The sequence below is a fragment of the Sphingomonas sp. BK481 genome, assembly GCF_014194875.1.
Classification (GTDB): domain Bacteria; phylum Pseudomonadota; class Alphaproteobacteria; order Sphingomonadales; family Sphingomonadaceae; genus Sphingomonas; species Sphingomonas aerolata.
In genome coordinates this window covers 102,736-128,936 of the sequence record NZ_JACIAP010000010.1, presented here as the reverse complement: position 1 = coordinate 128,936, position 26,201 = coordinate 102,736, and the positions used below count along the sequence as shown (strand labels likewise).

30 protein-coding genes are annotated in these 26,201 nt (G+C 63.3%); 23 read left to right on the top strand and 7 right to left on the bottom strand.

Features of this window, described 5'->3' with window-relative positions:
• Positions 1–111: 111 nt before the first annotated feature.
• The 4 genes from FHY04_RS17555 to FHY04_RS17540 all read right to left on the bottom strand — a co-directional run bounded on the left by FHY04_RS17555 (position 112) and on the right by FHY04_RS17540 (position 3,894).
• Positions 112–840: a helix-turn-helix domain-containing protein gene (locus tag FHY04_RS17555; RefSeq protein ID WP_066773322.1), complete on the bottom strand. Its 729-nt coding sequence runs from the start codon at positions 838–840 to the stop codon at positions 112–114.
• Between the two features lie 536 nt (positions 841–1,376).
• On the bottom strand, positions 1,377–2,234 hold the full coding sequence (locus FHY04_RS17550) for a replication initiator protein A (RefSeq protein ID WP_066773312.1): 858 nt from the start codon (positions 2,232–2,234) through the stop codon (positions 1,377–1,379).
• Between the two features lie 578 nt (positions 2,235–2,812).
• The gene (locus FHY04_RS17545; RefSeq protein ID WP_066773310.1) at positions 2,813–3,253 is read right to left on the bottom strand and encodes a hypothetical protein; all 441 of its coding nucleotides are present in this window, start codon (positions 3,251–3,253) and stop codon (positions 2,813–2,815) included.
• Positions 3,254–3,432: 179 nt separating this feature from the next.
• Complete coding sequence (locus tag FHY04_RS17540; protein WP_066773308.1) at positions 3,433–3,894, bottom strand: hypothetical protein; 462 nt, start codon at positions 3,892–3,894, stop codon at positions 3,433–3,435.
• A 419-nt stretch (positions 3,895–4,313) separates the two neighbouring features.
• On the opposite strand from FHY04_RS17540, the gene FHY04_RS17535 reads away from it, so the two are divergent.
• The 20 genes from FHY04_RS17535 to FHY04_RS17440 all read left to right on the top strand — a co-directional run bounded on the left by FHY04_RS17535 (position 4,314) and on the right by FHY04_RS17440 (position 23,867).
• A complete protein-coding gene (locus FHY04_RS17535) occupies positions 4,314–4,634 on the top strand; it encodes a TrbC/VirB2 family protein (RefSeq protein ID WP_066708110.1) in 321 nt (106 codons plus the stop codon).
• A gap of 59 nt (positions 4,635–4,693) precedes the next feature.
• Positions 4,694–4,984 carry a type IV conjugative transfer system protein TraL gene (traL, locus tag FHY04_RS17530; RefSeq protein WP_066773306.1) on the top strand — a complete coding sequence of 97 codons (291 nt, stop codon included), beginning with the start codon at positions 4,694–4,696 and terminating at the stop codon, positions 4,982–4,984.
• A gap of 1 nt (position 4,985) precedes the next feature.
• Entirely contained in the window at positions 4,986–5,558 is a 573-nt protein-coding gene (locus FHY04_RS17525) for a type IV conjugative transfer system protein TraE (RefSeq protein WP_066773304.1), read from the top strand.
• 59 nt (positions 5,559–5,617) lie between these two features.
• Entirely contained in the window at positions 5,618–6,373 is a 756-nt protein-coding gene (locus tag FHY04_RS17520; RefSeq protein ID WP_066773423.1) for a type-F conjugative transfer system secretin TraK, read from the top strand.
• A gap of 3 nt (positions 6,374–6,376) precedes the next feature.
• Positions 6,377–7,720: a TraB/VirB10 family protein gene (locus FHY04_RS17515; RefSeq protein WP_066773302.1), complete on the top strand. Its 1,344-nt coding sequence runs from the start codon at positions 6,377–6,379 to the stop codon at positions 7,718–7,720.
• Positions 7,707–8,579: a DsbC family protein gene (locus FHY04_RS17510; protein ID WP_066773299.1), complete on the top strand. Its 873-nt coding sequence runs from the start codon at positions 7,707–7,709 to the stop codon at positions 8,577–8,579. Before FHY04_RS17515 ends, FHY04_RS17510 begins: the two co-directional genes overlap by 14 nt.
• Positions 8,576–9,598, top strand: coding sequence for a conjugal transfer protein (locus tag FHY04_RS17505; protein WP_183937302.1), 1,023 nt, complete (start codon positions 8,576–8,578; stop codon positions 9,596–9,598). The genes FHY04_RS17510 and FHY04_RS17505 overlap by 4 nt, the downstream gene beginning before the upstream one ends.
• Positions 9,595–12,174, top strand: coding sequence for a type IV secretion system protein TraC (gene traC / locus FHY04_RS17500; RefSeq protein ID WP_066773547.1), 2,580 nt, complete (start codon positions 9,595–9,597; stop codon positions 12,172–12,174). The genes FHY04_RS17505 and traC overlap by 4 nt, the downstream gene beginning before the upstream one ends.
• Positions 12,175–12,179: 5 nt before the next feature.
• Entirely contained in the window at positions 12,180–12,539 is a 360-nt protein-coding gene (locus FHY04_RS17495; RefSeq protein WP_066773545.1) for a hypothetical protein, read from the top strand.
• On the top strand, positions 12,536–13,237 hold the full coding sequence (locus tag FHY04_RS17490; protein WP_082731337.1) for a TrbI F-type domain-containing protein: 702 nt from the start codon (positions 12,536–12,538) through the stop codon (positions 13,235–13,237). Before FHY04_RS17495 ends, FHY04_RS17490 begins: the two co-directional genes overlap by 4 nt.
• Positions 13,218–13,769 carry a S26 family signal peptidase gene (locus FHY04_RS17485; protein WP_394427582.1) on the top strand — a complete coding sequence of 184 codons (552 nt, stop codon included), beginning with the start codon at positions 13,218–13,220 and terminating at the stop codon, positions 13,767–13,769. Before FHY04_RS17490 ends, FHY04_RS17485 begins: the two co-directional genes overlap by 20 nt.
• Positions 13,766–14,404 carry a type-F conjugative transfer system protein TraW gene (traW, locus tag FHY04_RS17480; protein ID WP_066773540.1) on the top strand — a complete coding sequence of 213 codons (639 nt, stop codon included), beginning with the start codon at positions 13,766–13,768 and terminating at the stop codon, positions 14,402–14,404. The genes FHY04_RS17485 and traW overlap by 4 nt, the downstream gene beginning before the upstream one ends.
• Entirely contained in the window at positions 14,404–14,682 is a 279-nt protein-coding gene (locus FHY04_RS17475; RefSeq protein WP_066773532.1) for a hypothetical protein, read from the top strand. Before traW ends, FHY04_RS17475 begins: the two co-directional genes overlap by 1 nt.
• Positions 14,683–14,714: 32 nt before the next feature.
• Positions 14,715–15,695 carry a conjugal transfer pilus assembly protein TraU gene (traU, locus tag FHY04_RS17470; RefSeq protein ID WP_231728706.1) on the top strand — a complete coding sequence of 327 codons (981 nt, stop codon included), beginning with the start codon at positions 14,715–14,717 and terminating at the stop codon, positions 15,693–15,695.
• Positions 15,696–15,707: 12 nt separating this feature from the next.
• Positions 15,708–16,451 carry a type-F conjugative transfer system pilin assembly protein TrbC gene (trbC, locus tag FHY04_RS17465; RefSeq protein WP_066773518.1) on the top strand — a complete coding sequence of 248 codons (744 nt, stop codon included), beginning with the start codon at positions 15,708–15,710 and terminating at the stop codon, positions 16,449–16,451.
• Positions 16,452–18,245 (top strand): conjugal transfer protein TraN, encoded by a 1,794-nt coding sequence (locus tag FHY04_RS17460; RefSeq protein ID WP_183937301.1) that lies wholly within the window; start codon positions 16,452–16,454, stop codon positions 18,243–18,245.
• A gap of 34 nt (positions 18,246–18,279) precedes the next feature.
• Positions 18,280–18,630 carry a hypothetical protein gene (locus tag FHY04_RS17455; protein WP_066708155.1) on the top strand — a complete coding sequence of 117 codons (351 nt, stop codon included), beginning with the start codon at positions 18,280–18,282 and terminating at the stop codon, positions 18,628–18,630.
• Complete coding sequence (locus FHY04_RS17450) at positions 18,611–19,525, top strand: conjugal transfer protein TraF (protein ID WP_231728705.1); 915 nt, start codon at positions 18,611–18,613, stop codon at positions 19,523–19,525. The genes FHY04_RS17455 and FHY04_RS17450 overlap by 20 nt, the downstream gene beginning before the upstream one ends.
• Before the next feature lie 92 nt (positions 19,526–19,617).
• Positions 19,618–21,000, top strand: a complete 1,383-nt coding sequence (locus tag FHY04_RS17445; RefSeq protein WP_066773556.1) for a conjugal transfer protein TraH — start codon at positions 19,618–19,620, stop codon at positions 20,998–21,000.
• Positions 21,001–21,011: 11 nt separating this feature from the next.
• Complete coding sequence (locus tag FHY04_RS17440; protein ID WP_183937300.1) at positions 21,012–23,867, top strand: conjugal transfer protein TraG N-terminal domain-containing protein; 2,856 nt, start codon at positions 21,012–21,014, stop codon at positions 23,865–23,867.
• Positions 23,868–23,870: 3 nt separating this feature from the next.
• Here the strand turns inward: FHY04_RS17440 and FHY04_RS17435 are convergent, their stop codons facing one another.
• Positions 23,871–24,062, bottom strand: coding sequence for a hypothetical protein (locus tag FHY04_RS17435; RefSeq protein WP_156442303.1), 192 nt, complete (start codon positions 24,060–24,062; stop codon positions 23,871–23,873).
• Between the two features lie 139 nt (positions 24,063–24,201).
• On the opposite strand from FHY04_RS17435, the gene FHY04_RS17430 reads away from it, so the two are divergent.
• Both FHY04_RS17430 and FHY04_RS17425 read left to right on the top strand, forming a co-directional pair.
• Entirely contained in the window at positions 24,202–24,429 is a 228-nt protein-coding gene (locus FHY04_RS17430) for a hypothetical protein (protein ID WP_221211859.1), read from the top strand.
• A 491-nt stretch (positions 24,430–24,920) separates the two neighbouring features.
• Positions 24,921–25,118: a helix-turn-helix transcriptional regulator gene (locus tag FHY04_RS17425; protein ID WP_082731336.1), complete on the top strand. Its 198-nt coding sequence runs from the start codon at positions 24,921–24,923 to the stop codon at positions 25,116–25,118.
• Here FHY04_RS17425 and FHY04_RS17420 read toward each other — a convergent pair.
• Entirely contained in the window at positions 25,115–25,378 is a 264-nt protein-coding gene (locus FHY04_RS17420) for a hypothetical protein (RefSeq protein WP_066773505.1), read from the bottom strand. The genes FHY04_RS17425 and FHY04_RS17420 overlap by 4 nt on opposite strands.
• 85 nt (positions 25,379–25,463) lie before the next feature.
• Here FHY04_RS17420 and FHY04_RS17415 point away from each other — a divergent pair, with 85 nt between their 5' ends.
• Positions 25,464–25,670, top strand: a complete 207-nt coding sequence (locus FHY04_RS17415; protein WP_066773553.1) for a helix-hairpin-helix domain-containing protein — start codon at positions 25,464–25,466, stop codon at positions 25,668–25,670.
• A 240-nt stretch (positions 25,671–25,910) separates the two neighbouring features.
• On the opposite strand, the gene FHY04_RS22315 is transcribed toward FHY04_RS17415, so the two are convergent.
• Complete coding sequence (locus FHY04_RS22315; protein WP_058745473.1) at positions 25,911–26,198, bottom strand: hypothetical protein; 288 nt, start codon at positions 26,196–26,198, stop codon at positions 25,911–25,913.
• Between the last annotated feature and the right edge of the window lie 3 nt (positions 26,199–26,201).

Here is a 26,201-nt window from a genome sequence, read left to right as displayed (position 1 = left end):
CCAGAAAACGCATGCTCCTTTCGGGAGCAATGCGACGGCGTAGCCGGCGCTCCGACAGTCAGTCTTCGGGCCGCCGTCGAGATGCGCGTTGCGGTTTCGTTGCTCTCGCCGTCAGGCGTGAACGCCTTGGCCGGCTAGGCCAAGTCTTTCTGAGCTAATGATATATGAATCTAGGAGCGGTTGCAGGCCAGGTTGGCACTCGCTCTCTTTGGCATCGATCGCGGCGCCGAGGCGCGCGAGAACCTTGCCTAGTTGGCCGTCGACCGTCGCCAACGCATATTCCCGACGCGACAGTGAGCTGAGCATCGCGGCCGTCTGCTCGATCCGCTCGGCTTCCTGCTGGACGACATCCGCGGGCAAAGGAGCCGGACGCAGCCAGCGCGGAAGGTGAGCCTCGATCCAGGCCGGCATGAGCATGCGGTACGCATTGCTGGTTTGCTTATAGCGTGGTCCAACGCCGTCGATCTCGACGCGTTTGAAGCGACGCTGGGCAAGAACGAAGCCGAGTTCGGTCAGAAGCGCAAGTGCGCGGATGACGGTGCGGCGTCCGATACCGACAGTCTCGGCCAGATACTCGAGGGTGGGGTACACACGGCCTGCTTGGACTCGCGCGATCCTGAGCAATGCCTCGAGGACCGCCAGCGTGTTACGGCTGAAGCGCAGGATAGCGGCCTCCCGCGGTGTCGGCTCTCGTTCTTCGTGCGCGATCCTTGCGCGCAGGTTCGCCCGTCCCGCGCTCAGCGCCGCAGCGCGCTTGTAGATCCGGTCGGTTTCACCTTTGCTGGGACGCGAAAAGAAGGCGTCTTCGAACGTACCAGCCTCGATGCTGTCGCGCCGCACGGGCGCCCCAGTGCGGTGGGTTGCGCCAGATCGCGACGGCTTCCGCTTGAAGCGGGCACCGCCGAGCACGGCCAGAGCCGCCTCTGCCATTGTTATTGCAGCCAATTTCCTGCCCTCACATTGGGCCGGGACCGGGGCAAAACTCGTCCGTGGCGCGAAGCGCGCAACCCTTGAACCGAAGCTCGGAAACCAGTATATCTTGAGCGTTCAACGGCTCTTTCGATGCTTGCCGGCATCGGACATAGCGGTCTCAGGGTGCCCGGCCTCGTGCCGGGCATTCGTTTATGTGGTCACAGCCATTCCCAATTTTTCCAGGCCGCGGACTGCGACCCAGGCGGCCGCATAGTGGCGCACGATAGCCATTCGCGAAACACGCGTGATTCGTGCTTTCGACAACATTAGGCGGCTAATGTTCGTGCTTTTGAAAACACGTAGGCTGCCCCGTCCCGCGCCACGGGACAACAATTCGTGCTTTTGGAAACGCGAGAAGTTGGTGGCGCCGTGTTTGGAGTCGGCTTTCGTCGAATCGAAAACGTCTATGACGAGAGGCGCTTCACCGTGCTCTCTGGAATGATTTTGACGAGGTATTCGCGGACTGTTCGCCCGGCTGCCGTCACCGTTCCGAGACCTTGATCCTCGATCTCAAATCGAAAGCCTGGGATCGGGTCCTCTTTGATGGTTTTCGTAAGTGCGAATTTGAATTGGCGCGAGGATCCTTGGTAGCCCATCTGCAGCCGCAGATCCTCAAGCGGAATGGTAGTCTGACCGTCAACGCACAGCGATCGGGCAACCTCATAGAGTCGACGTTCGACCGGGCCGAGCTGGAAGTAGGTGGATGCGTATTCGAGGACCTGGCGGTCGACCATGATAGCCCGATACAGCCAGTCACAGAGGCGAATTTTGACCGCCTTCAGGCGCTTCACGCCACCTTCGCCCTTGCTGTATTGCAGCTTGGCCTCTTGTAGCCACGAGAAAAAGCCCTCCTCGCCTTCCCCGCCTGCTTCGATGTTGGTCTTGATCTGTGTGCCTTGAAGTCGCTCAAGAGCCTCAGACAATCTTGTGTAGGACCTAGCCGACTTGTTGACGCCGGTGACGCTGAAAAGGTCGTTCGCACTGAAGCTGAACTCCTGCCCAATGGCCTTCCCTGCCTCTACCTTGGAAACCATTAGGCTGGCGATATAGAGCAGGATTTCCTTGTCGTAGATCGTGGCCACCCCTTTTGGTCCCGGCCCGATTTCGATCGAGATGTCACCCTTTTTATAGGTAAGCGGTTGCATCCAGGCCTTCTTCGCCAACGCGAAGAACGGCCATGCCATGAGTGACCGCTCTCCGCGGACTGGTCCGTGGAGAGGACTGTCGAGCAGAAAAAGCTCGCCCTGTTCTTGCTCCGCCATTGTCAACTTACCTTCATGTGTCTCGGCATTCGCCGAGGAGAGCGGATCGGGTTCAGCCGGGATCCCCAGTGACCTCGACGCTCTCGTGTTTTTGATAATTCGCTTCCGGCGCTCTCGCGTTTTTGAAAGCACGAAAATTCGGCCGCTGGCGTTTCCGAAAGCACGAAATCCGACCCCAAAACCGGCTTTCTAGGCCCTGTTTCTGCCGATTTCGGACAGGTCCAGGCCGCCCGGCCGCCCTTCTTCGTGCTTTTGAAAACGCGAGAGGCTGTGTCGGTGTAGCGGTCGGTAAGGGGGGTCTGGATTACGGAAGCGTAAGCCATGCCTTGCCGTAGCACCGTGTCGGCTTCGGCTCAAACGGCATCATCCCCGTTTGCTGATGCACACGGTCCTCCAGCCCGCGTTCAACCTCCCCCTCCCCTTCCGATCCCGGGGGGCGTCAGATGCTCTAGGAGCCCTAAGGGACGCGAGATGGCAGGGCGGCGGGAGGTCTGTCCGGGACGGCGTGGCGGTGGTGACAGCGCCAAAAAAAAGGCACCTGAAGCGGTGCCCAATCCATCATTTCAGTCGAGGTGCCGTTAGAGCCCGTCGGCCTCTCTCTTTCGCAGCCGGAGCCCCTTGCGCTCAGCTAGGTCCGCATACCCTCGCTCGAAAGTCTCACATACCAGCTGCTGGATCTGCTGGCCGTGCTCACCCTTCACGTCGCTTAGATCCAAGCCGCCGATCGCGGACACAGCGTTCGCCAATCTCGGCGCCAATCCGCCGAACATCGTCGCGAGGAATGACGTCAGGCCTGCGGCCTCCTCGCGATCGTCACCCGACATGCAGCCGAGCAGCTCGGTCCCGAAGAACGCTTCTGACTGCGTGATGCCGAGCGCGGCGCAGATCGCCTGGGCCTCGTCCACGCGCATCGGCCGGCGCTTGGCCGTGTCCGAATGCAGGATGCAGTGGAGCCTCGTCCGCTTCATCATCGGCGTTGAAGCCTCGAGCACGCGGAACGTGACCCGCAATTCCTTCATCCTCGCGAGGAGGAAGTCGGCAAGTTCTGGCTTGGCGCTGCTACTGCTTTCGCCAGAATTGTAAGGATTAGACGCTCCCACCTCAGGGCACTCCCCACCCGCTAGCTTCGACTCAGGTACGCCCGAAAATGACAGAATGGCAACCCTGCCGTTAACGTTAATTTCATGTTTCCGAGGTGCTACCTGATTGGAATCACGTTCGTTTCGGTTCTTTTTGCCGCAGCTCGAAAGGCCTGGGCGTCCTCAACGTCCAGCCCCAGCTTATTAATCACCTCCGTCGTGTTCTCCTCAACGATGAAGTCGAAGAGGACCAGTGAAACGGCGGACGCAAAACTTACCGATGATCCGATAACCTCTTGAAGGTCTGGGATCGAACCGTCGATCGCCTCAGCGCTGCTTTCGAGGATCGTCAGTGATAGGCCGACATCGCCATCAGTTGGGATGATCCGCAGATGCTCCTTCAACGAGCCTGGTCGGTAGGTATCCTTGATTTGGGCGGCCGAGGAAGATCGATCGTTGACCACGTCGTTGATCGAAAGAAGTCTCTTCTTCTTGTTCGAGAAAAGGCGGATGCTTTCGGTTACGAGCCGAAAGAACGTTTCCGAGATCTTTAGATCGAAGGCGCGTTCACCCGCCGTCATCTTAGAAGAAGTCCTCACCTTGATAGCACACCCTGAAAAATACCGTCTCCGCGGCGTTTTAGCACCATCGAGTCCGCGTTGTGTAACACAATCAAAGAGCGGAGTCGCATCGCGGGATTAAGGCCTTCGCGCCGCTGTCCTCGCACGCGGACGCGTGTCCGCCAATACGGACAGCTGTCCGCTATTACGGACAGGCGTTCGTAAACGCGGACAGATGTTCGTGGGGGCGGACAAGTCGTCCCGAAGCGCGGGACAAGAGCCTGATTGGTAAGCTGGCAAAGCTCATTTCGTCGCAATCGCAGAAAAAACTTACGGCAACCTTACCAGTTCCTAAACGCGCCGATTGCGCGAATTTTTTTCCCGGTCGAGCCTTTGGTTGGGCGCGCTGAAATGCGCTCAATCAAAGGAGACCTTTCGTCATGAAGACCATGCTCAAGATGGGCCGTCGCGTCGAGACGGCCGCACTGGCCACCCTCGGCGTCGCAGCGGCTGCGGCCGTGATGGCCTCGCCCGCCTTCGCGGGTGCCGACGGCACGTTCGATACCGCGCTGAACGCCTTCACCGGCTTCCTCGAGGGTTCGGGCGGCAAGATCATCACCGTGCTGTCGCTGGCCGGCGGTGTCGTCGGTCTGGCCTCGGGCCGCTTCTCGCTCGGCCAGGTCGCGATCCCGGTGGGCGTGGGCGTCGGCGCCGGCACCGGCGTTCCGATCGTCACCTCGACCGTCACCGCCACCATCTAACTCGATCCGGCACCGGCGGAGATAGCAGCTCCGCCGGCGTCGTCACTGAAGGTGGCGTGATGTCAGCCGATAAGTACGTGATCCCATCGCACTTGGACGACCCTGAGCTTATCGGCTTTTGGACGTTGGACGAGTTCCTAGCGATGGTCATCCCCTTCACGTGGGGGATCCTGTCCCAACACATCGTCATCGGGATCGGCTTCGCCGTCCTGGGCTGGTGGGCACTCCGTAAGGCCAAGGCGGGACGGGCGACATCTTGGTTGATCCACCTGGCATACTGGCACCTCCCCGGCGGCTTTCCGTCTCTCAGGGCCACGCCACCTTCCTATCTCCGACTGATGGTGGGCTGACATGGACTATTCCTACCAGCACGCGCAGAGCCAGCGTGTCCTTCGCCAGCGCAATCTTCTCGGCATCGCCGCCCTTGTGCTGGCAGGCGCCGTCGCACTCCTCCTCCTCATGTCCGCGACCCGTAGTCGTGAGATCGTCCTGCAGCCGGTCCTCGGATCGCCGGTGACGGTCTCCAGCAGCGGCGTGTCGCGCGAATATCTCGAGCTCGTCACCCGCGACACGGCGGTCCTGACGCTGAACCGATCGCCCGGCAGCCTCGACTATTGGATGAAGTCGGTCCTCGCGATCGTCTCCCCGAGAGCGCAGGGCACGATCAAGGCCGACCTGCTGAAGATCGTCAACGAGCAGCGCAATTCGAGCATGAGCCAATTCTTCACGCTCGAGGGCATGGAGATCGACGCCAAGCACCTGCAGTCTACCGTGACCGGCAAGCTCAGCACGGTGGTCGGCCAGAAGATCGTGTCGAGCGAGCCGCGCACCTTCATCTACGACTGGGAGTATTCGGGCATGAGCCTGAAGCTGGTCGGATTCAGCATGGCGCAGCCGAAGGGCCGCCTGGGAGGCTCGCTGTGACGGACGCATTCTACGCCTTCGGCAGCGCTGCACTCGGCACGGTGCTCGCCTCGCGCACAATGTGCTGGCTCAGCCGCATCGCCGGCGCGGCGCTCATCGCAGTCGCGGTCTTTGTCTTTGCCGCGCCTGCCTTCGCAGCCAGCGACCAGACGCTGATGGTCGCGGACGGCGCGCAGGTGTCGTGCACCGCGTCGGCCAAGGATCTGACGCGCATCAGCCTCGTCGGCGACGAGTTTGCCGGTGTCTCGAAGATCAACACGGGCAACCCGTCGGACGACTTCTCGGTCGTAAACGAGCCAGTTCGCGGCGACATCTACCTGTCCGTTCCTGAGGGCTTCAACCGCCAGACGCTCTCCTTCTTCGGCACTTCGAAGCGCGGCTATGTCTACAAGTTCGCCTGCCGCATCGCGGGCGACCAGGCGGTGCAGGTGTTCCTCTCGAACCCCGCGATCGCCAAGGCCGACGCGGCCGAGGCGGCACCGACCAAGGTCGCCGCTGCGTCGACTCCTGAGGACGCGGCGGTGTCGTTGGTGCAGGCGATGTACGCGAACAAGTCGGTCGATGGCTACGAGCTGCGCCAGCGCTCTTTGAAGCCGGTCTACGTCGGCGACCTCAAGGTCCAGATGATCTCGGAATATCGCGGCGAGGCACTGACGGGTCGCGTTCTGCGGATCGAGAACAAGGGCACGCAGGAAAAAGTCCTGACCGAGGCACAGGTCGCGCCCGCCAGCGCCCTCGCCGTGTCGATCGCCGAGCCCAAACTCGCACCGGGTCGGGTCACGACCGCCTACCTCGTCTCGCGGAACGGAAACTAAGCCATGGCCATCAAGGACATCTTCTCGCGGTCGCGTAAGCCGCTCGACGGCCCCGAGGCCGCTCCAGAGACGGACGGCGTATCGCCGATCGCGTCCGAGCTCGACGGCAACAACGAGACCAAGAAGAAGCAGCGCATGCTTCTCGCAAGCGTCGGCGCGGTCGGCCTCGTTGCCTCGTCGTTCTGGATCTTCGGCGGCTCGGACAACGCCCGCAAGGTCGACCCCGACAAGCCCGAGCAGGTGAAGGTGTCGGTCGGCGACATGGCGAACAGGACCCTCTCCGAGCAGGAGTGGATGGCGCTGTCGGAGAACCGCTTCCAGTCAGCCGAGAACCAGCTGAAGAGCGTCGACGGCACCAACGCCCGTGTGGCGCAGCTTTCGCAGCAGATCGACGCGTTGAAGGCGCAGAACCAGTCGATGTCGTCGGACGGCCAGCGTGTCGTCTCGGCCTATCAGGCCGAGAACGAGCAGCTGCGCAGGCAGGTGAACGAGCGCGCGGCCGCCCCGCCGCCTGTCCCGGCCGGTCCGCAGGCGATGTACGGCCCGGGCAGCGCTGCGGTGTACGGCCGCGGCGCGGGGGCGCCGCCTGCCGGTCCCGATCTCTCCGCGCCTCGCCTGAGCGAAGTGAAGATGGTCTCGTTCAGCTCGACCGATCGCGGCACTGCGTCCAAGATCGCCAAGGGCAGCACGGTCTACACCGACAGCCCCAACTACCTGCCCGCGAACAGCTTCGCGACCGCCAAGGTCATCGTCGGCGTCGACGCCGCGGCGGGCGTGAACAGCCAGACCGACCCGCTGCCGGTCGTGCTGCGCATCACTGGGCCGGCGCGCTCCGTGCTCCAGAACGGCAAGCTGCTCACCACCAAGATCCAGGGCTGCCTCATCAACGGCGCCGCGCGCGGCGAGCTGTCGAGCGAGAAGGTCTACATCAAGCTGCAGAAGATGACCTGCCCGCAGCCGGGCGGCCGCTATGCCGAGTCCGAGGTGAAGGGCTTCATCGCATTCGGCGGCAAGACCGGCGTGCGGGGTCGCGTCGTCAGCCGCGAGGGATCGCTGGTGAGCCAAGCCTTCATCGCCGGCCTCGTCGGCGGGATCGGGCGCGGCTTCGCGGCCAACACCAACATTGCGCTGCAGCCCGGCAACGTCGTGCTCGCCAACGGCAAGCGCCAGCAGCTCGGGCTCGGCGACATCGCGCAGGGCGGCGTCGGCAACGGCATCGGCGAGGCGGGCGACATGGTCTCCAAGTATCTGATCGAGCGCGCCGAGCAGTACCAGCCCGTCATTGAGATGCCGACGGGTGTCGACGTCGAAATCGTCTTCCTGGAGGGTGTGTATGTCCGCAATTGATTACATCGCCTTCTGGCGTCTTCGTCCTCGCTTCATCGCCACCATCGCGGGTTGCGCGGCTGTCGTCGGCATCGGTGCCGCTGGCGCTGCGGCGGATCTCGGAATCATGTCGCCGTCCAACCAGAAGGTCGCAGCGCTCCTCAAGGCACGGCTGCCAAGGACCGACGTTTCCAAGGTCGACTGCGGCGTCGTCGACGGCCTCTGTGAAGTGACTGCCGGCAGCAATCTCTTCTATGTCGATCGTTCGGGCCGCTACCTCATGATCGGCCGGGTCTACGACATGGAGACGCGGCAGGACCTTACCGCCACCCGGCTCCTCGAGATCAATCCCGACACGCTCATCGGCGGGGCGGCTAAGGCCAACAACGCCGCCAGCAGCGACGAAGCACCGCTAACGCGTGGTGCCGGGTCCCAGCCCACCGCACCTGCAGCGCCGCAGCACCTCTCGCTCACGAGCCTGCCGGCGACCGGCGCGATCGTCTGGGGCAAGCCTTCGGGCAAGACGGTCACCGTGTTCAGCGATTTCCGCTGCGGCTATTGCCGCGCGCTCTCCAACACGCTCCGCACGATGAACGTCCGCGTGATCGAGCGCCCCATCTCGGTCCTGGGCAGCCGCGACCTCGCCAATCAGGTCTATTGCGCCAAGAACCGCGAGGAGGCCCTGCATCAGGCCTACGCCGGTGAGCCGCTGCGCAACGCCGGCACCTGCGACACGTCGGGCCTCGACGCCAACGAGAAGTTCGCGCGCGCCCATGGTCTCTCCGGCACGCCCGTCATCGTCCGCGCCGACGGTGCGATGATCGAGGGCTACCGGCCCAAGGAGGCGCTCGCCGCCTTCATCGCGGGAGGACGGTCGTGAACCCTACCAAAATCGGAGCGCTTGGTCTCATCCTCGCGGGCACTGGCCTTGCCAGCTGCACGACGATGGGTGGCAACATCAAGGGCAACTTCTCGTGCGTCGCCCCGGATGGCATCTGCGCCCCGAGTTCGACGATCGATGATCGCGCATTGGCGATGATCGCCGGCGAGGACGGCGATCGCATGATTACGCCCGCTGGTCCCTACAGCGTGCCCGCAAGCGACGGTCGCGGCCCTCAGAGTATCGCCGCGCGCTCGGTAAGTGGCGGCTTCCAGGCCGCATCAGCCGCGCCGGCGCGTAGCCAAGAGCGGGTGCTGCGCATCGTATTCCCCGCGCAGATCGACGCGGCGGGTCGCCTTCGCGAGCAGACCGCCATTCATGCCGTGGTTGAGCGTGGCGAGTGGCAGCAGGCTCTCGCTGCGAACGCGGTTGCGACCACGCCCTCCGAGGTAGCATCGGCGACGGGCGGCGATACTCTCCTCGCCGCGGTCGATCGGGCCGCCCCCCCCGTCACCGCGTCCGCGGATCCCGCCTTTGATCCCGACATGCCGAGCGCGGCTGCGGTTGCCGCTGCGCGCGTGCAGGCCGATCCTGTTGGCGACATCAAGGACCAGGTCGCTCGCCAGCTCGCGCGCAATCCAAGACGCGTGCCGGTGGCCACCCGGCCCACGTTCCGCCCTGCGCCGACAGGGGTAGCCGTCCAGACTGCACCCGTGGCTCCTGCCTCCCCGCCTCAGGCGCGAACGGCGACGACACAGCCGGTCGGCCCCGCCAAAACCCCCGCCCCTTCCCCTTCCGCGTCTGTTCGCCCTGTCGCGACGACGCCAACGGCGACGTCGGCCGTCACCGTCCCGCTTCATGCAACCCAGGCGGGTCGGACCGCGATCGCATCGGTCGCGGCAAACCCGGCAATCCGTGCGGGGCTCGCGCGCGTCGAGCCTGACGCGCGCGAAGCCGCCAAGGCCAACGGCGTCGTACCGGTGCTGCGCGCTCCCTCATTCCCCGGAGTGGATCAATGAGCTTCCTAAGCGGCCTGCTGGCGATGATCCTTGGCGATAATGCCAAGCCTGAGGGCGGACGGCCCGACACGGCGGTGCCGCGCTTCGTTCACTGGCTGCCGTATCGCAGCTTCGACCCGAAGACGAAGATCTTCTACAATAGCGCGACCCGCGGGTTCGTCCTCGAGTGCACGCCGATGCTCGGCGCGACCGAGCAGAGCCATGAAATGCTCGCGCAATTCCTCTCTGAAGGCATTCCGACGCCGGGCGCGCTGCAGGTTCATGGCTGGATGAGCCCGCGCATCAGCGAGTTGCTCTCCAAGTGGTATCTGCCGCGCTATTCGGCGGCCGGCGTCTATGAGCGCATGGCCAAGCACCGTACCGAGTATCTGCTCGGTGGCGTGTGGAACTCGCTGTCGTCCGCAGCGCCCTTCCACATGCGCAATCACCGGCTCGCCATCTCCTATTCGACGCCGGAATCGAGCCGCGTGTCCAACGAGGAAATCGTCTCCGTGATGGAGGGCCTCGCGTCCGCGCTGGAGTCCATCGGCGTCCATTCGCGCGCCATGGATCCCAAGGCGCTCATCACCTGGATCGATGACCTGACCTCACCGACGACGGCACCGGGTGACGACACGATCACCTACAATCCGTTCGATCCCATCGCCGATCAGGCGGTACGGCACGATCTTGAGATGAAGATCGAGCCCGATCGGATCCTGCTCCGGACCGAACGGTTCCGCCCAACGGGCAAGACGGTCGATAATGCACCCGAGATCGGCGAGATCTACCCCGACACCTTCGACGTGCGCTCGTTCTCGGTGCGCAACTTGCCGCAGCGTTGGGCGCCGTGGGATATGGCCAAGCTCATCGGCGACATGTTCGCCGACAAGCTGCGCATGCCCTGCCCCGTGTCGACCAACCTGTGTCTCGACTTCCCGGATGCGGAGGCCGAGGGGCAGCGCGCCGGTCGCAAGTTCATGCGGACCACGAGCCTTGCGGACTCCAAGTCGGCGCGCATGCTGCCGCAGCTGAAGGATCAGTCGGCCGAGTGGAAGTTCGTCAAGGACGAGCTGCGTCAAGGCCGCAAGCTCGTGCAAGCCTTCTTCTCGGTCACCTCTTTCAGCCCGAAGGGCAAGGGTGACTCGAACGAGCGGACGCTGAAGTCGGTGTACCGCGCCGCAGGCTGGGACCTGCTCGACGATCGCTATCTGCAGATCCAGGGCCTGCTCGCCGCTATGCCGATGACAATGGCGAACGGACTGTCGTTCGACCTCAAAAACATGAAGCGCATGCGGACGGTTCTGACCACGACCGCAGCGAGCCTCATGCCGCTGCAGGGCGAGTATCTGGGTGGCCTCCAACCGCACCTCATGCTGGTTGGCCGGCGTGGACAGCCGTTCTTCTGGTCGCCGTTCGAGAACACCGCCGGCAATCACAATGTCGCAGTGTGCGGCAAGTCGGGCTCGGGCAAGTCGGTCGCTCTGCAGGAGCTGTGCGCCTCGATGGTTGGAGCCGGCGCGAAGGTCGTCGTGATCGACGACGGTCGCTCGTTCGAGCACTCGGCCAAGCTGCAGGGCGGCGCCTTCGTCGAGTTCACCATGGCGTCTGGCTTCTGCATCAACCCGTTCGCGATGATCGACCCTGAGCTTGCCGGGCAGGATGAGGACTATCTCATGGACTGCTTTGCGATGCTGAAAAGCATCGTGAACCAGATGGCGCGGCACATCGACAAGCTCAACGACACCGAGCGCGGCCTGATCGACGGTGCCATCAACAAGGTGTGGGCGGCGAAGGGGCGTAGCGGTTGCATCGATGACGTGATCGCTGCCCTCGAGGAGACGGGTAATCCGGTTGCGACCGACCTCGGTATCGCCATGCGCCCGTTCTCGAGTGCGGGCACCTATGGCCGCTTCTTCACCGGCGACGTGTCGTTCCAGCTGAAGGCGAACCTGACCGTCTTCGAGCTGTCGGACCTGTCGTCGCGCGAGGAGTTGCGCTCGGTCGCGCTCACCGCGATCATGTTCATGGCGAGCCAGGCGATGCGCCGGGAGGATCGCTCCGTGCCCAAGGCGCTGCTCCTCGACGAGGCCTGGCAGATGCTGAAGGGCGGCTCCATGGCCGACTTCATCGAGGCCTATGCGCGTACCTGCCGCAAGTACGGTGCCTCGCTCGTCACCGCCACGCAGAGCATCAACGACTACTACAAGTCGGATGGCTCCAAGGCGGCGCTCGAGAACAGCGACTGGTTCGTCGTGCTGCAGCAGAAGGCCGAGACGATCGCCGACTTCAAGAAGCACGATCGCTTCGAGATGGACGATTACACGGATGCGCTGATGCGCTCGCTGAAGCGCAACGGCGTCGAATATTCCGACGTGCTCATCAAAGGCCCGGAATCGATGGCGGTCGGTCGCCTCGTGCTCGATCCCTACTCCGCGACCGTCTTCTCGTCCTCACCGCGCACCTTCGCGGCGATCCACGACCTGCTCGATCATGGTCTGACGATGGAAGAGGCGATCGAGCGCGTCGCCTACCCCGAGAACCCTGAAAAGTGGAGCGACGCCGGCGACGACGCGCTTCCGATCGCCGCGGAGTGACCGTCATGGCAACGCACGCAAACCCCCTTCTCCCGCTCGCCGCGCCCAAAAGGGCCGGACGGGTCGACTATGGCTTCCTGCTCTACTTTGGGCTGCACATGGCGGGCTTTCTCGCCACGACGTTGCTCATGACGTGGGGGCTCTTCGTGCTCTTCTTCCTCGTCCTGGGCGGCCTGTCGCTCGATGGGATGATGCACCACCTCCAGAACATGACCAGTCGCTATCTGGCGGCCGGATCTGACCGCGTCGACCAGTTCAAGATCACGGTGGGTATAGCGCACCTGATCCTGTCGACCGCCCTCATCTTCTTCCGCCGGCACGCCATCCTGCCGCGCGACCCTGCCGCCCGGGAGCGCCAAGCATGACCGAAGCATCGAGTGTCGACCGCAACGACGATGGCCTTGGCCTGTCGCCCGGTCTCGAAACCACGCCGGTCCGTGCATCGGGCCGCGCGGTGCCGCGGCGGGCTGTCTTCGCGGGCTACACGATGCCGCAGCTCCTTGTCGGCGCGGCGCTCCTGCTGGCCCTGATCTGGGCCATGTGGATCAGCAAGGCCGTTATGGCCGAGAAGCCGCAGCACATCGTGAAGGCGGACCTATCGCGCATTGTCGGCGAATACGTGCAGGCGCAGGCCCGCAGTGCCACGCCGCCCGACCAGGTGCAGGCGCAGATGCGGACCTTCATGGCGGCGCTTGATACCGAGCTTCAGCGGCGTGGCGCCGCAGGGCAGGTCGTCCTCGTCGGCGAGGCGGTCCTGTCGAAGAGCGTCCCCGACATCACCGGCGAGGTCGCCAAGGCTGTCTATTCGACCGGTGTTCGCGTGCCGCAGCCCGCCTCTCCCGCTCAGATGGGTGCCATGATGCGTGGACAGGCTCCGACTGCTCCCGTTGCTGCCCCCGTCGCCGTTGCGCCTGAAGTCACGCAGATTCCGACTGGTGCTCCCGCCCCATCGCCCTTTGGCGCGGTAGGGATGGACACGGCTCAAGCGGTCCCCGCCCCGGCCCCCGACCTTAGCGCTGCTGGCGCCAGCGTCTCGACCTTTGGTGGTCCCAGTGGCCAGTAACGCGGTCAGCGCACCGGCGCCGACTGAGCGCTTTCGGCCGAGGAAACGGCTTTGGGCGGCGCTCGGCCTTTTCATCGCTGGTGGCGCGTCGCTCAATGCACTCGCGGAATGGCGCGATACCCACGCCCTGCTCATCAACTCGTCAGAGTCGTTGCCGAATTGGGCCTTCGTGATCCACAAAACTGCGACGCCAGCGCGCGGTGAATACGTCTTCTTCGTGCCTCCTGCCTCGCCGCTCGTCGTTCGGCACTTCGGTGCAAAGAAGCAGATGTTCGGCAAGATCGTCTATGGCATGCCGGGCGACCTGGTTGAGCATCGCGGCGCCGACGTCATCGTCGCCGGTAAGCTCGTCGCGCACATGAAACCGCTGACAAAGTTCGGCGAACGACTTGTACCCGGCCCGACCGGCATCATTCCGCGTGACTGCTATTTCGTCGGTAGTCCGCACAAGGATGGCTTTGACAGCCGGTATGCGGCGATCGGCTTCGCGTGCGCGAACAAGATCGTCGGCGTCGGAAAGCCGATCCTGTGAAGCGGGCGCTGGAGTCCGTCGCGATCGTCGCCCTCCTCTCGGTTTCGCTGAGCTCGGCGACCCGCGCGAGCGACCATGGCATCGTCGGGCAGACATTCCCGATCGTGGAGCCGGATCTGCTCGCTACGATCGAGGCGAAGCTCCAGCGGCTGCAGGCGAATGGCGACATCGATCGCATGAATGCGGCCTTCGCTCGCAGGGCGGAGGCCCGCGTGCGGCGTCCGAAACCCGTCGCCGGTATCACCCCCGCGACCGAAGCGCGGACCTGGGCCTATGACCCGACGATCACGATCGAGCGCGACGTTCAAGATCAAAAGGGCAACTACATCGCCCGGCGTGGTCAGACGGTAAATCCACTCGATTTCACCGCCGTCACCCAGGCTCTGGTGTTCGTCGACGGTGACAACAAGGCCGAGATGGCGTGGGCGACCGCCCAATACAGCGACCTCAAGGCCAAGATCATCCTCGTCAGCGGCTCCCCCCTCGAGGAGATGACGGCGCGGCAACGCCGCTTCTACTTCGATCAGGAAGGTCGCCTGACGGGCAAGCTCGGCATCCGGCACACACCCGCCGTCGCCGTGCAGGACGGCCGCGTCATGAAGCTCTCCGAAATCAAGCTGAAGGGAAACAGCTGATGCCTCTGTGGCTCGATCTCCTGAAGACGCCGATGGCAGCGCCGGAAACGGCGGAGCTGCGCGGTATGCGCCGCACCTTCCAGTTCCTGTGCGTGGCATCTGCGGTTGGCGTCCTCGCCATCTCTCCGCTTGTGAAGCTCTTTGGTCGCCCCGCGTCCTTCGTGGTGGCGGCCGTCCTCGCGACGACGGCCCTTCACACGGCGCTCTACGTTTTCCGGAAGAACCGCGCGGACAACGCCTACCTCGACGCCGCCACTTCGCCGGAGGAGGCCGCGTGAAAGGCCTGCGCCTCCTCACCCTCGCGCTCTCCGTGTTCGCCCTATCGGCGGTGTTGAGCCCGCGCGCGGAGGCGCAGTCGAAGTGTACCGGCAAGTTCGTGAACCCGATCACGGATGTGTGCTGGTCGTGCCTGTTCCCGCTTTCGGTCGGTGGCCTCAAGATCTGGCCGAGCAATCGTCCCGACACAGACAACCCCAGCTTGCCCGTCTGCGCCTGCGGATCACCCGTCCCGCGCATCGGTATTTCGGCCGGCTTTTGGGAGCCGGTGCGTCTCGCCGACGTGTCGACCAAGCCATGGTGTTTCGTGAACCTCGGCGGGACCAAGATCTCGCCCGGCTTCGACATCGGACAGGGCAATTTGTCGGGGCCGTCGCAGAAAGGTGGGAACGGACAGAACACGTCGAAGTGGCATGTCCACTGGTACGTATATCCGCTGCTCTACTGGATGGAGATCCTCGCAGACTTCGCCTGCTTCGAGCAATCGTCCTTCGACATCGCCTATATGACCGAGGTCGATCCGCTCTGGCAGGACGACTCTCTCACCGCGCTCATCAATCCTGAGGCGGTGCTCTTCTCCTCACCGATCGCGCAGGCCGCGTGTGCCGGTGACTGCATCGCAGCGACCGCCAAGCTGCCTCTCGATGCGACCTTCTGGTGCGCTGGCTGTCAGGGACCGATGTACCCCGTCAACGGCAACATCGCTGCCTCGATCGGCCACGTTCAGGCGTCGCGCCTGGCGCTTGCGCGCTTCGCCTTCAAGATCCACCGCGAGGGCCTCGCGTGGGGCACGATGGGCTCCAAGGGCCTCTGCAACAAGTACCCGATGCCGGTGCTGCGCAAGCAGCAATACCGCGTCCAGATGACCAACCCGATCCCGACCGTCAGCGGCAAGTATGCCTGCTCGCCTCTAGGTGCCTCGACCATGCCCCCGCAGGCTGGCCGGGCCTTCCCCGTGAAGGGCGAGGACATGGGCTACCTCGTCTGGCGCAAGCGCAACTGTTGCGTGCTGTGAGGAACCACTGACATGCGTCGCTTCACCATCGTCCTCGCTCTGGTCGCCACGATCGGCGGGATTCAGGCAATCGCTCAGACCGTCGACGGTCTGGATCTCGACGCCATCAAGCGCCGCTCGGCGGCCATGCAGGGCGATGCCGAGACGTTCGCCGACCACGTCCGCAATCGTGGCGACGCCTTCCGCGAAGAAGCCGTGGCGGTCCAGACCAAGGCCACCGGAAACCTCGTCGAGCTGGCGAAAGCCGACCTGCCGGTGAACGGCGACGGTGCTTTCGATTTCGATGAGATCATCAAGGGCGCCAGCCAGAACGTCTCGTCGACAGGCCGGGGCGACGCGCCTCAGTTCATAGCGTTCGCCAGCCTCTCGATGCCGGTGCCGGCGCTTCGCCAGCTGATCGCCGACACGGCGAAGGCCGGGGGTGTGGTCGTCTTTCGCGGTTTCCCTGGCAATTCGATGAAGGCGTTCAGCGAGGCGTTGAGCAAGGTCGTGACCGAGAAGGACCAGCTCTCGAACGTCGGCATTGATCCCCGGCTTTTCCGTGCCTTCGATGTTCAGGCCGTGCCGACCTATGTGGCGGTGTCCTCCGACTTCGACCTGTGCTCGGGCCTTAACTGTCGCACCGCGGTGCCCGCGCACGATCGCATCACCGGTAACGTCTCGGTCCGCTATGTGCTCGATACCTTCGTGTCGGCCCGCGGACCGGGTGCCGGTGTCGCCTCCGTCGCGCTGCGCAACATGGCGAAGGCCAGCTAGATGAAGCGGGTCGCCGCCTCCCTGTTTCTCGCCATCCTCGTGGGTGGCGCCAGCGGCGTCATCGCGCAGACGACGATCGAAGAGGCGCGTCAGCAGGGCAATGCCATGGGCAAGGCGATGCGCGCCGATGATAGCCTCGGCCCGAATGAGCTGAAGCTGCAGGAGCTGCCCGGGTATGGCGGCACCGATCTGCCAGAGAAGGGCTATTTCGACGATCCCGACAAGCTGACGATGGATGGGAAAGTCGCCGCGCCGACGAGCGACGCATACGGCACCGTTACCGACAAGGGCGGCACGCGGCCGAGCTTCAGCAATGCCGAAATCCTCGCTGCGACCTCGCGGGGCACCGCGATCGAGAAGGATCCCGAGACCTATCTCGGCGGGCAGGACATTGGCGGAAGCCAAGGCACCTGCACCGCGCTTCCCCCATCGGTGGGCTCGAAGGGCTATTACGAAGCGACGTGCAACAAGGGCTCGAAGGTCACGCAGGCCAACGAGATCTGCCGCGGCAATATGGTCCCGCACGTCGTCAACACCGCCCGCTATTTCTACTACGGCGTTCTCGACAAGAACGAGGGCTACGGCTTTGCCCGCAATAGCGTCATGCAGGCTCGGACCGCGGCCGGCGTCTGCCGTACCGAGCCGGTGTCGAAGCACATCTGCGACGCGCAGATCGACCTCGGCGCAGGCGGCACCAACGTCGAGGACTATCGCAAATTCTGTAAGGGCAAGCTGAGCGGCACGGCGCAGCTCTATTCCTGTTCGAGCGAGCTTCCCGCCAGTGACACGGGTAGCCACCAGAATTTTCGCACCGGCACGGTCTACTTGAAGAAGGAAGGCGAAGTCAGCGTGTCCGTCACTCGCAACGAGGGCACCTGCCCGTCGCTTGCCGCAGACACCAGCTGCACGCCGCAGGCGGCCGAGGTGTGCACCGAGGGCCCTGAAACACGCACGATTGAAGGCTTGCCAGTGACGCAGAGCTGCTGGGCCTGGTCGCGCACCTTTACCTGCCAACGGCTCGAACCGGCGAGCGACTGCGGCTCGCTGGACGACAACAAGCAGTGCAAATTCCTGCGCGACGAATGTCTCGACGATCCCCAGTCGGGGGCCTGCAAGGTATCGCAGCGCGTCTATAGCCGCCCGCTGCCGGATGACCCGGCGTCGACCGACAAGCAGTATGTCTGCGGCAACGACGTCTACTGCCTCAACGGCAACTGCGAGCAGATCGAGCGCGAAGCCTCGACCGAGTTCAAGGACGCGCTCGTCGCGCTTCACTCGATCGGCGACGCCGGCAAGCAGTTCGATCCGAACAACCTGACGGTCTTTTCCGGCGAGCGCGGGACCTGCAACAAGAAGATCTTTGGCGCGTCCAATTGCTGTTCGGGCAAGGGTGTGCCGTTGCTGACGCCTTGGCTGTGCAGCTCGGCCGAGAAGCAACTCGACGAGAAGGACGACAAGGGGCTGTGCCACAAGGTCGGCTCCTATTGTTCGGACAAGGTGCTCGGCATCTGCGTCACGTCGAAGGACGCCTATTGCTGCTTCGGCAGCAAGCTATCCCGCATCCTGCAGGAGCAGGGCCGCCAGCAGATCAACAAGCCGTGGGGCAAGCCCAAGGACGAGACCTGCAAAGGCTTCACCATCGAGGAGTTTCAGCGCCTCGACCTGTCGAAAATGGATTTCTCGGAGGTCTATGCCGAGTTCATGGACGCCGCGAAATTGCCCGACGAGGTCAGTGTCATGACCGACATCCAGCAGAAAATTCAGGGGTATTATGACCTTCACGGGGGCAAATGATGTGGAAGGTCCGGGGGGACCATGCGCCGTCGACATGTCGGTGCTCGACCTCGCCATCTTCCTGCGGATCCACCGCTCCGGGCGCGGCACGTCAGCCGGCGAGGTCGCACAGACGGTCGGGCACTGGTTCGACTGTCAGATCGACCCGCGAGAGATCGAGCGATCGTTTCCTCGCATGGTCGACGCCGGTTGGCTCGTGCGCCGCGACAGCGGGATGCGCGCCACGATCAAGGGCCGCAAGCACGGCCGCAGTCACCTCCGTGGGATCGTCCGCATGCTCGATCAGGGCACCAAGATGCTCGACGTCGCGCGGATGATGCACGTCCTTCAACTCGCAATGATTGAGCTCGACGGGGAGCACGACGATGATGACGATCAGGGATAACCGCCGCGGCCGCGTCGCCGCCACGCTTCTCATGCTCCTCGCAGCTGCCGCGCCGGTCGCGGCGCCGGCGGGGGCGCAGTCGCTCGATCTCCAATCAGTGGCGATGGCCGATGCCGGCGACGACGCGGAGAGCGAGGACCAGGTGCAGCCTGAGGTCCTCGAGGCAAACGTCGATACGCCTGTTCAGGGTGACGATTTCTACTGCGGCCAGCGCCGCCTCGGGCAGTGGTTCTATTGCGAGCGTCCGAAGACCCCCCCCAAGTCCCCGCAACCTGCCCAGCAGGCTCAAGCATCGGCGACGGACCGGATGAAGGCGATCTCCAAGCAGCTCAACGAGCTGAAGAACCGCGCCATCCTCGAGCCGACCGAGGCCAACGTCATTGCCTATGTGCGCTATCAGCGCGAGCAGTTGGATCGGGCCTCCACCTTCTCCGACACCTGGCAGCGCGCGCTCTGGCAGAACCCCGACATCGACTACACGCTGCAGCGACCGGTCTCCACCGTCGGCAAGCGTGCCTGGACCGATAACCGCAGCGCAACGCGCGATCAGGCGCTGTCTCGTATCGGCCAGCGGTACGGCATGTTCTACTTCTTCGCGCAGAGCTGCGCCGCGTGCGAGGTCTTCTCTCCGATCCTCCGCTCGGTCGCCGACAGTCATCGTATGACCGTGATGGCCGTCTCAACCGATGGTGGTCCGAGCCGAACCTTCCCCAATTACGTGGTCGACAGCGGCCAGCGCGAGCGCATGGGCGTGCCGCTGGCCACGCCTGCGCTCGTCCTCTTCGACACCGTGACCCGCAAGACCGTGCCCATCGGCTTCGGCGTCATGTCGGCCGACGAGGTCATGGAGCGGATCTTCATGCTCACCAACACCAAGCCGGGTCAGGATTTCTGATGACCGCTACCACCTGCAAACCCCGCCCCTCCCCCTTCCGCGTCTTCCTGCGGCGGTCCGCCGCGGTCGTCGCGTGCCTCGGGGCCGCGAGCATGATCCCGGTCGACATCGCGCGTGCCGACGTCGCCGGGCAGATGAATAGCTTCTTCCAGGACGCGGGCGGCGCCGCCAATGTCACTGGCCCCAGCGCATATCAGGGCCAGAGCGCCGGATACTATTCGATGGGCAATGTCTGGACCCGCTTCCCGCAAAAGAGCGTGCAGCCGCTCAATCTCCAGATGCCGAGCGTGCGCGCCGGGTGTGGCGGCATCGACATCTTCACCGGCTCCTTCTCGTTCATCAACGGCGCCGAGATGGTCGCTATGCTGAAGGCGACCGCGAACAACGCGCTCGGCTTCGCGTTCCAGCTCGCGATCGACAGCGTCTCGCCCGAAATCGGCAAGGTCATGGATGGCATGGCCAACAAGGCGCAGCAGATGAACCAGATGAACATCTCGTCGTGCGAGGCAGCGCAGGGCCTGGTGGGGGGCCTATGGCCGAAGATGGCCGGAGCGCGGTCCAACGTCTGCGCAGCGATCGGCAACAGCCAAGGTATCTTCTCCGACTGGGCGCGGTCCCGTCAGGAGTGCGGACCGGGAAATAAGCAGGAGTCGACGATCGACGCCAACACCGATCCCAAGGTGGCGGAGAATGCGGCCGGCACGCCGCGCAACTACACCTGGGACGCAATCCAGAAGTCCAATAAGTTCGGCACCTTCGATCAGGCGTTCTCGGAATACCTGATGACCCTCGTCGGCACGATCATCGTCAACCCGAAGGGTGGCGATGACGGCGGCCCGGCTGTGGTCTTTCATGGGCCTGCCGAGGAGGCGGTCGTCACCGCCCTTCTCGATGGTACGGGCACGGGCGGGCAACCGGTCAAGTTTCTGAAGTGCGACGAGCAGCTGAAGTGCCTCAAGGTCACCGAACAGAATCTTCAGATCGCGACCGGACTTCGCACGAAGATCAAGGGCATGATCGACTCGATCAACTCGAAGATCCGCACCGACAGCGCGCTCGACGTTGGGGAGCAGCAGCTCCTCAATATGACGACGATCCCGCTCTACAAAATGCTCGCGGTCCAAGCGATGGCACACCAGAGCTTTAATCCCGGTGAGACGAACGCTCTTGCCGAGATCGTCGCTGTGAACATGCTCTCGGCGATGATCGACAACATGCTCGATCGGATCAGCCAGTCATCGGTCCAGGTCCAGTCGGGTGACGTCGACGTCAGCAAGGCATGGCGCGAGCAGCTGGCGTCGGCACGTGACCGCTACTCGCAGCGCGACTTCAAGCTGAACGACAAGCTCAATCAGACGATCTTCCTCATCAACAAATCCGTGATGCTGGAATCGACCCTGCAGAACAGCATGTCGCCGGCGATGGCCGCTTCGCTCAATTTCTCGCGCGGGCTGAGCGCGCAGGGCCTCAACTAAGGACGAACGGCATGGTCGAGGTCTTCACGATCGGCGGTGGCGAATACATCGTCAACACGTTCAACGCCGTCGCAGCGTGGACGGGAGGGGGCGGCTACCGTTCGCTCCTTCGCGTCGTCATGGTCCTCGGCCTGATCTATTCGCTTCTGTGCGTCGCCTTCACGATGAACGTCCGCGTCTGGATGAACTGGTTCATTGGCTCGACGCTCATCTACATGTGCTTGATGGTCCCTACCGTGTCGGTGAAGGTGACCGACCGCATCAACCCGTCGCTGGCCCCTGCCGCCGTTGCCAACGTGCCCCTCGGGCTGGGCGTGATCGCGAGCTTCACCAGTCAGGTCGGTGACTGGCTCACCCGCACGGCCGAGACGGTCTTCACGATGCCAAGCCAGCTGAACTACTCAACCAACGGCATGGTCTATGGCGCGCGCCTTTTCGACGCGACGCGCAATTTCGAGATCCGCGACGCCGAGTTTGCGACCAACCTGTCGGCGCATTTCAAGAACTGCGTGTTCGGCGACATCATGCTCGGTCAGAAGTCGATGACCGACTTGGCGAACGCGAAGGACCTATGGAGCGCGATGGGGCCGGGTTCGGTCGCCCGGTCGCAGCCTTGGGTCAGCCGCAACGGTGCGTCGGTGACAAGCGACATCATCACGTGCAACAACGCCTACAACCTGCTCTCAGAGCAATGGATGCCGATGATCGCGGCGCACACGCCGATCTGGTCGAAGCAGGCCTTCCCCAAACTCTCGACCGCCGTCGCCTCGGCTAAGCTTCGTGCCGATGTTCCGATCGTCAATCAGGCCTTCACCGCCTCGAGCGCCAACTACGAAGCCGTGATGCGGCAGAACACGGCGATCAACGCGTTCATGCAGGCTCGCGACGGGATGGCCGGCGGTCCGGGCGCGGCGTCGATCGATACCTTCGCCACGACGCGGGCGGACATTCAGGCGCGCAACACGTACAACTCGATCGCCCAACAGGCGATGAGCTGGGTTCCGATCCTCAACATCGTGCTCACGGTCGTGTTCTACGCGATGTTCCCGGTGATTTTCCCGCTCTTCCTGATGCCTCAAACGGGGGTCGGGGCGCTCAAGGGCTATCTGACCGGGTTCTTCTACCTCGCGTCTTGGGGGCCGCTGTACGTCATCCTCCACATGATCTGCATGACGCGCGCCACCAGTGCCGCCCAGGGCGCAGCGGAAGGAGGTATGTCGCTAGGCACGTTCGCGGGCATCGGCGCCGTCAATGCCGAGACGGCCACGATCGCCGGCTTCATGCTGATGAGTGTGCCCTTCCTCGCGGCGGGTCTCGCCAAGGGCGCGATGAGTATCTCGGGTCAGGCGACATCGGTCCTCAACCCGGCTCAGAACGCAGCTGAAGCGGCTGCGGCCGAGCAGACGACCGGCAACTATTCTTATGGCAACACGAGCTTCGCCAACTCGACATCGAACATGCGTCAAAGCAACAATTGGCAAGACACACCCATGTTTTCGTCGGGTGCTGCCGGTTCGAGCTTCCGATTTGACAATGGTGCCACCGCAAGCAGCTATGGCAACGGCCACTCCGTAATTGATACAAACGGGGCAATTAGTCGATTTGAGAGCACGCCGACCCTCAATGCGGGCTTCCTTTCGGATATGAAGACCACGAAGAGCGCCTATGACCGATCTGCTGAAAGTGACGAGGCCTCTGCAGCGGCGTTGACGACATATAGCCAGACGGGTCGTTGGGCCACCGGGGTTTCTGCCGAGCAAATCCGAGGCTGGGAAACGGGATCAACCTCGCAGCATACTGCGACGGTCGACCGGAGCGTCCGTAACAGTCAGGGCACATCTACCGGCCTCGAGGATCAAAGCGCCATTACGCAATCGAGGCGGCTTACCGACGGCAACAATCGTAGCGCTGAGACAATCGACACTGTTCGTGGCACGATCGGAGCCAGCATCGGCGGGGGTGGCGGTCGCCGTTCCAGTCCTGCTCCGGAAGGGGCAGGCGCCAACACTCCAACGACGGGCCGCGGCGGATTGCTCGGTCGTGCCGTTGGTGCTCTTCCCTCGATTGGTGGAGAGGTCTCCAAGACCGGGATCCAAGGCGACCGCCTCAGTCACAACGCGGATCAATCTCGCGGCACTGATGATCGCAATTCGACGACGCAGAGCGTCCGCGACGACACCACTGTCGCCAACGGCGCAAGCATCGGCGATACCGACACAAACCGCTCCGGGACGTTCGCTCGCGGCAGCACCAGTCGCAGTTCGTCGCTTTCGCGCGAAGAGGCCCTTGCCCGGGCGCATTCGTTCGAGGAGCGCGCGCGCCAGTCGCGTGAGAGGGCACAGCAGCTCTCCCAAGATATCAGCTATGCCGAAACGCATAGCATGCAGATGAGCACCAACCTCAGTGCTGAGCTTGGTGATTGGTACGCCCGCGAGAGCCAGAAAGCCGGTGGGCTTGATGCGCCTGGGCTTCATGAAGTTGGCCTGACCGGTCATCGCCGGCAGGTGCGCGATACCTTGATCGCGAAGTTCCTTTCTGAACGTCAGGAAGGTATGTTCAACGAGGTACAGGGCCAGCTCCATCTAAATGACCCGCATGAGCTGAGTGGTCCGGCGCTGGCCGGCGCAGGAGCCATAGAGAAGATGTATAAGCCCGGCGGCCTGATAGATGCTGGCGGCCCTGGGCAGTCAGCCGCACCCGTCGCTGCGGCCGAGGCGATTGAGGCAGGGTCGGGCAAGGTGCAGGATGCGCGTAGTCTGGCTACGGCGCAGCGCTCTTCTACCGTTATGGCTGCGCAGCCCGTGAAGGCAGAGATCGACGAAAAGCTTGGAAAGGGCTTCTTCGTCGACCCCTCGCTGAGGAAGTGAAGCCTAACTCCAGAACCAAAGAAGGAGGCCGACGAAACATGCACCGTAGACTGCCAAATAGGCAAGCTGATGGCTTCGTGGTGCATCCGCAGCCGGAGCTTCAACAGCCGGGATTTCAGACGCCGGCGTCGCGATCACGCCGCCAGAGCCGCTCTGGTCTCGCGTAATCAGGTACTGGGTGAGGTCGTAGGCCATGGCACATTGCTCCCGCCGCAAGGATACAGCGTTTGTTAATGGCCATCAAGGCGTTCGCCGCACCGGAGTTCATAACGAAAACCCGTCAGCGCGACAGGTGTTTGACGGTGCGCTGCTAGGGTTTTCTTGGCTCCTGGTTATGATGATCGGACTCTTCCCGTTGGCAGAGGCATGGTTGAATAGATCACCATCGATAACGATGCCTACGACCATCGCCTTCTTCATCGCCGTCGGCAGCGGCATCTTGCTTCGAAAGCGGCACTCCTGGGTAGGTGTGGTACTCCACATCTACGGGCAGATCGCCATCTGGCTTTCCCTGTTCGTCATGTCGCTCGCTATCGTACTGGCCCTGCTGGGTCACAAATGATCCCATTCTGCCTGATCCTCGGTGACAGCACCGCAGTTGGCACCGCCGCAGCGTTGGCGATGTCGGGCATTCAGTGCGAGACGCGCGCTCGTGTTGGCGCATCTTCCAGTGACGCGCTGCGGTTCTCCCCTGAGACGTTGTCTGCCAGCCTCGTTGTCATAGCTCTCGGTTCGAACGATCCGCGCAGCCCTAAGCTTCTTCGAAATCTGGACGTCATCCGGCGTAGAACCACTGCGTCCCGGGTCGTTTGGATCGCGCCGTATAACCCGGCTGCCTCAGCGATCGTCAGGACTGTTGCCGTGACCTTCGGCGATACGGTCGTGCACCTGGACGCCTTTCGTACACAAGACGGCATCCACCCTGTCAGTTATAGCTCAGTCGCTCAGATGGTGAGTGCGCCACGACCAACACAACGCTCGCCAGGTGCCCGGTCAACCTCACCAAGCGCTCAGCGGCTCGTCCGCCAAGCCGTTGTTGTCACCTTCTAAGCCGTGGCGGGTCTTTGCAACAGGCTGAAGGTCCTCCGCAAAGAGCGTGGTTGGAGCCAAGCACAGCTCGCTGAAAGGCTTCAGATCTCACGGCAAGCGGTCAACGCGATCGAAACGGGGAAGCACGATCCATCGTTGTCTAGCGCGTTCCAGATTGCACGCCTTTTCAGTCGACCGATTGCCGAAATCTTCGGCGACTAGGTCAAGGTTTTCGGTGACGGGACGTAGGGATGTGCCTGGCGCACAACCTCTGCGGCTTTCGCAATGGCGTCGATCTCCTTCATCGTGCCGCTCTGATCAATCCTCCAATTTGACCGGGGATTGAATACGATGGGCAAAGCCGTCACCTCGCCTATCAGCTTTTCCCAGTGCGCTTCGGGCTTGCCAGTGACGCCAGCGAGTAAATGGGCGAGCAGCGCCCGAATATCGTTCGTGTCTTCCGGAGCGTCATGGTTGGCCATTGGTCACCCTTTCTCGCCGTTCTGCGGCAGTCTGAACCGGGAGGGGCTCCTATCGGTTTGCTACCGGCAAACGAAAAGGATGACCATGAGCGACGCATCTCTCGTCAACGTAAACACTGCGACGGCCGAGCAGCTGGATGCTGTTCCCGAGCTCAAAGGCCATGGTTTCGAGATTGTGCGCTACCGTGAGGAGCGCGGCAAGTTCACCGATCTTCGTCAGCTTGATGAGGTGCCCGGCATGGCCGGAAAGGCCGACGGCGGAAGGTCTGCACTGACCGTTGGCGACGCCTGATGCCTTAGCGGCGCAGGATCGGCACCGACGATACAGAAGCATGGCCGCGGCGACCGCATCCTCGGCATCGCAACCGAATGACCTTGGATGCCACGTCGCCGTCGCCATGAAACCGTTCGAGGATTTGGCCTGCCGGCATGTTCATGCTCCGACCGCAGACGCATGCAATCCGCATGTCGGCGCGATCGGCCGCCCATTCACCGAGCGTTTTGTACGGTGCCTCGATCGTCGGCCGTTTGCTCACAGCGGTGACACGTCCTCATACCGTCCCGCCTTGCGAAGCTGGCGAACGATCCCGTTAAACGCGGCCGTCACGCCTTGGGCTCTGCCAATTTCGTTCGTCTGGGATGCTGCATCCCAATAGAGCTCGAGGGGCCAACGTTCAGGGCAGTGGGGTAGAAGACAGCGTAGCGCGAGACGGACTTCCATGCCGTCGACGGTCGTCTCCGAACACCTGGCCACGCCGGCACGCAGGATGTGCACCGACAGCGCGATCACCACGCGCTGGTGCCGAGGCAGCGTCGACACGGA

What these genes read in the sequence shown, in the direction of transcription:
- FHY04_RS17415 (WP_066773553.1), top strand. Translation starts at nt 25,464, where the DNA reads ATGAGCGACGCATCTCTCGTCAACGTAAACACTGCGACGGCCGAGCAG.
- FHY04_RS17515 (WP_066773302.1), top strand. Translation starts at nt 6,377, where the DNA reads ATGGCCATCAAGGACATCTTCTCGCGGTCGCGTAAGCCGCTCGACGGC.
- FHY04_RS17450 (WP_231728705.1), top strand. Translation starts at nt 18,611, where the DNA reads ATGATGACGATCAGGGATAACCGCCGCGGCCGCGTCGCCGCCACGCTT.
- FHY04_RS17455 (WP_066708155.1), top strand. Translation starts at nt 18,280, where the DNA reads ATGTCGGTGCTCGACCTCGCCATCTTCCTGCGGATCCACCGCTCCGGG.
- FHY04_RS17490 (WP_082731337.1), top strand. Translation starts at nt 12,536, where the DNA reads ATGACCGAAGCATCGAGTGTCGACCGCAACGACGATGGCCTTGGCCTG.
- traC (WP_066773547.1), top strand. Translation starts at nt 9,595, where the DNA reads ATGAGCTTCCTAAGCGGCCTGCTGGCGATGATCCTTGGCGATAATGCC.
- traL (WP_066773306.1), top strand. Translation starts at nt 4,694, where the DNA reads ATGTCAGCCGATAAGTACGTGATCCCATCGCACTTGGACGACCCTGAG.
- FHY04_RS17545 (WP_066773310.1), bottom strand. Translation starts at nt 3,253, where the DNA reads ATGAAGGAATTGCGGGTCACGTTCCGCGTGCTCGAGGCTTCAACGCCG.
- FHY04_RS17460 (WP_183937301.1), top strand. Translation starts at nt 16,452, where the DNA reads ATGAAGCGGGTCGCCGCCTCCCTGTTTCTCGCCATCCTCGTGGGTGGC.
- FHY04_RS17535 (WP_066708110.1), top strand. Translation starts at nt 4,314, where the DNA reads ATGAAGACCATGCTCAAGATGGGCCGTCGCGTCGAGACGGCCGCACTG.
- FHY04_RS17525 (WP_066773304.1), top strand. Translation starts at nt 4,986, where the DNA reads ATGGACTATTCCTACCAGCACGCGCAGAGCCAGCGTGTCCTTCGCCAG.
- FHY04_RS17430 (WP_221211859.1), top strand. Translation starts at nt 24,202, where the DNA reads ATGATGATCGGACTCTTCCCGTTGGCAGAGGCATGGTTGAATAGATCA.
- FHY04_RS17475 (WP_066773532.1), top strand. Translation starts at nt 14,404, where the DNA reads ATGCCTCTGTGGCTCGATCTCCTGAAGACGCCGATGGCAGCGCCGGAA.
- FHY04_RS17440 (WP_183937300.1), top strand. Translation starts at nt 21,012, where the DNA reads ATGGTCGAGGTCTTCACGATCGGCGGTGGCGAATACATCGTCAACACG.
- FHY04_RS17420 (WP_066773505.1), bottom strand. Translation starts at nt 25,378, where the DNA reads ATGGCCAACCATGACGCTCCGGAAGACACGAACGATATTCGGGCGCTG.
- FHY04_RS17520 (WP_066773423.1), top strand. Translation starts at nt 5,618, where the DNA reads ATGTGCTGGCTCAGCCGCATCGCCGGCGCGGCGCTCATCGCAGTCGCG.
- trbC (WP_066773518.1), top strand. Translation starts at nt 15,708, where the DNA reads ATGCGTCGCTTCACCATCGTCCTCGCTCTGGTCGCCACGATCGGCGGG.
- FHY04_RS17550 (WP_066773312.1), bottom strand. Translation starts at nt 2,234, where the DNA reads ATGGCGGAGCAAGAACAGGGCGAGCTTTTTCTGCTCGACAGTCCTCTC.
- FHY04_RS17510 (WP_066773299.1), top strand. Translation starts at nt 7,707, where the DNA reads ATGTCCGCAATTGATTACATCGCCTTCTGGCGTCTTCGTCCTCGCTTC.
- FHY04_RS17445 (WP_066773556.1), top strand. Translation starts at nt 19,618, where the DNA reads ATGATCCCGGTCGACATCGCGCGTGCCGACGTCGCCGGGCAGATGAAT.
- FHY04_RS17540 (WP_066773308.1), bottom strand. Translation starts at nt 3,894, where the DNA reads ATGACGGCGGGTGAACGCGCCTTCGATCTAAAGATCTCGGAAACGTTC.
- FHY04_RS17435 (WP_156442303.1), bottom strand. Translation starts at nt 24,062, where the DNA reads ATGGCCTACGACCTCACCCAGTACCTGATTACGCGAGACCAGAGCGGC.
- FHY04_RS17495 (WP_066773545.1), top strand. Translation starts at nt 12,180, where the DNA reads ATGGCAACGCACGCAAACCCCCTTCTCCCGCTCGCCGCGCCCAAAAGG.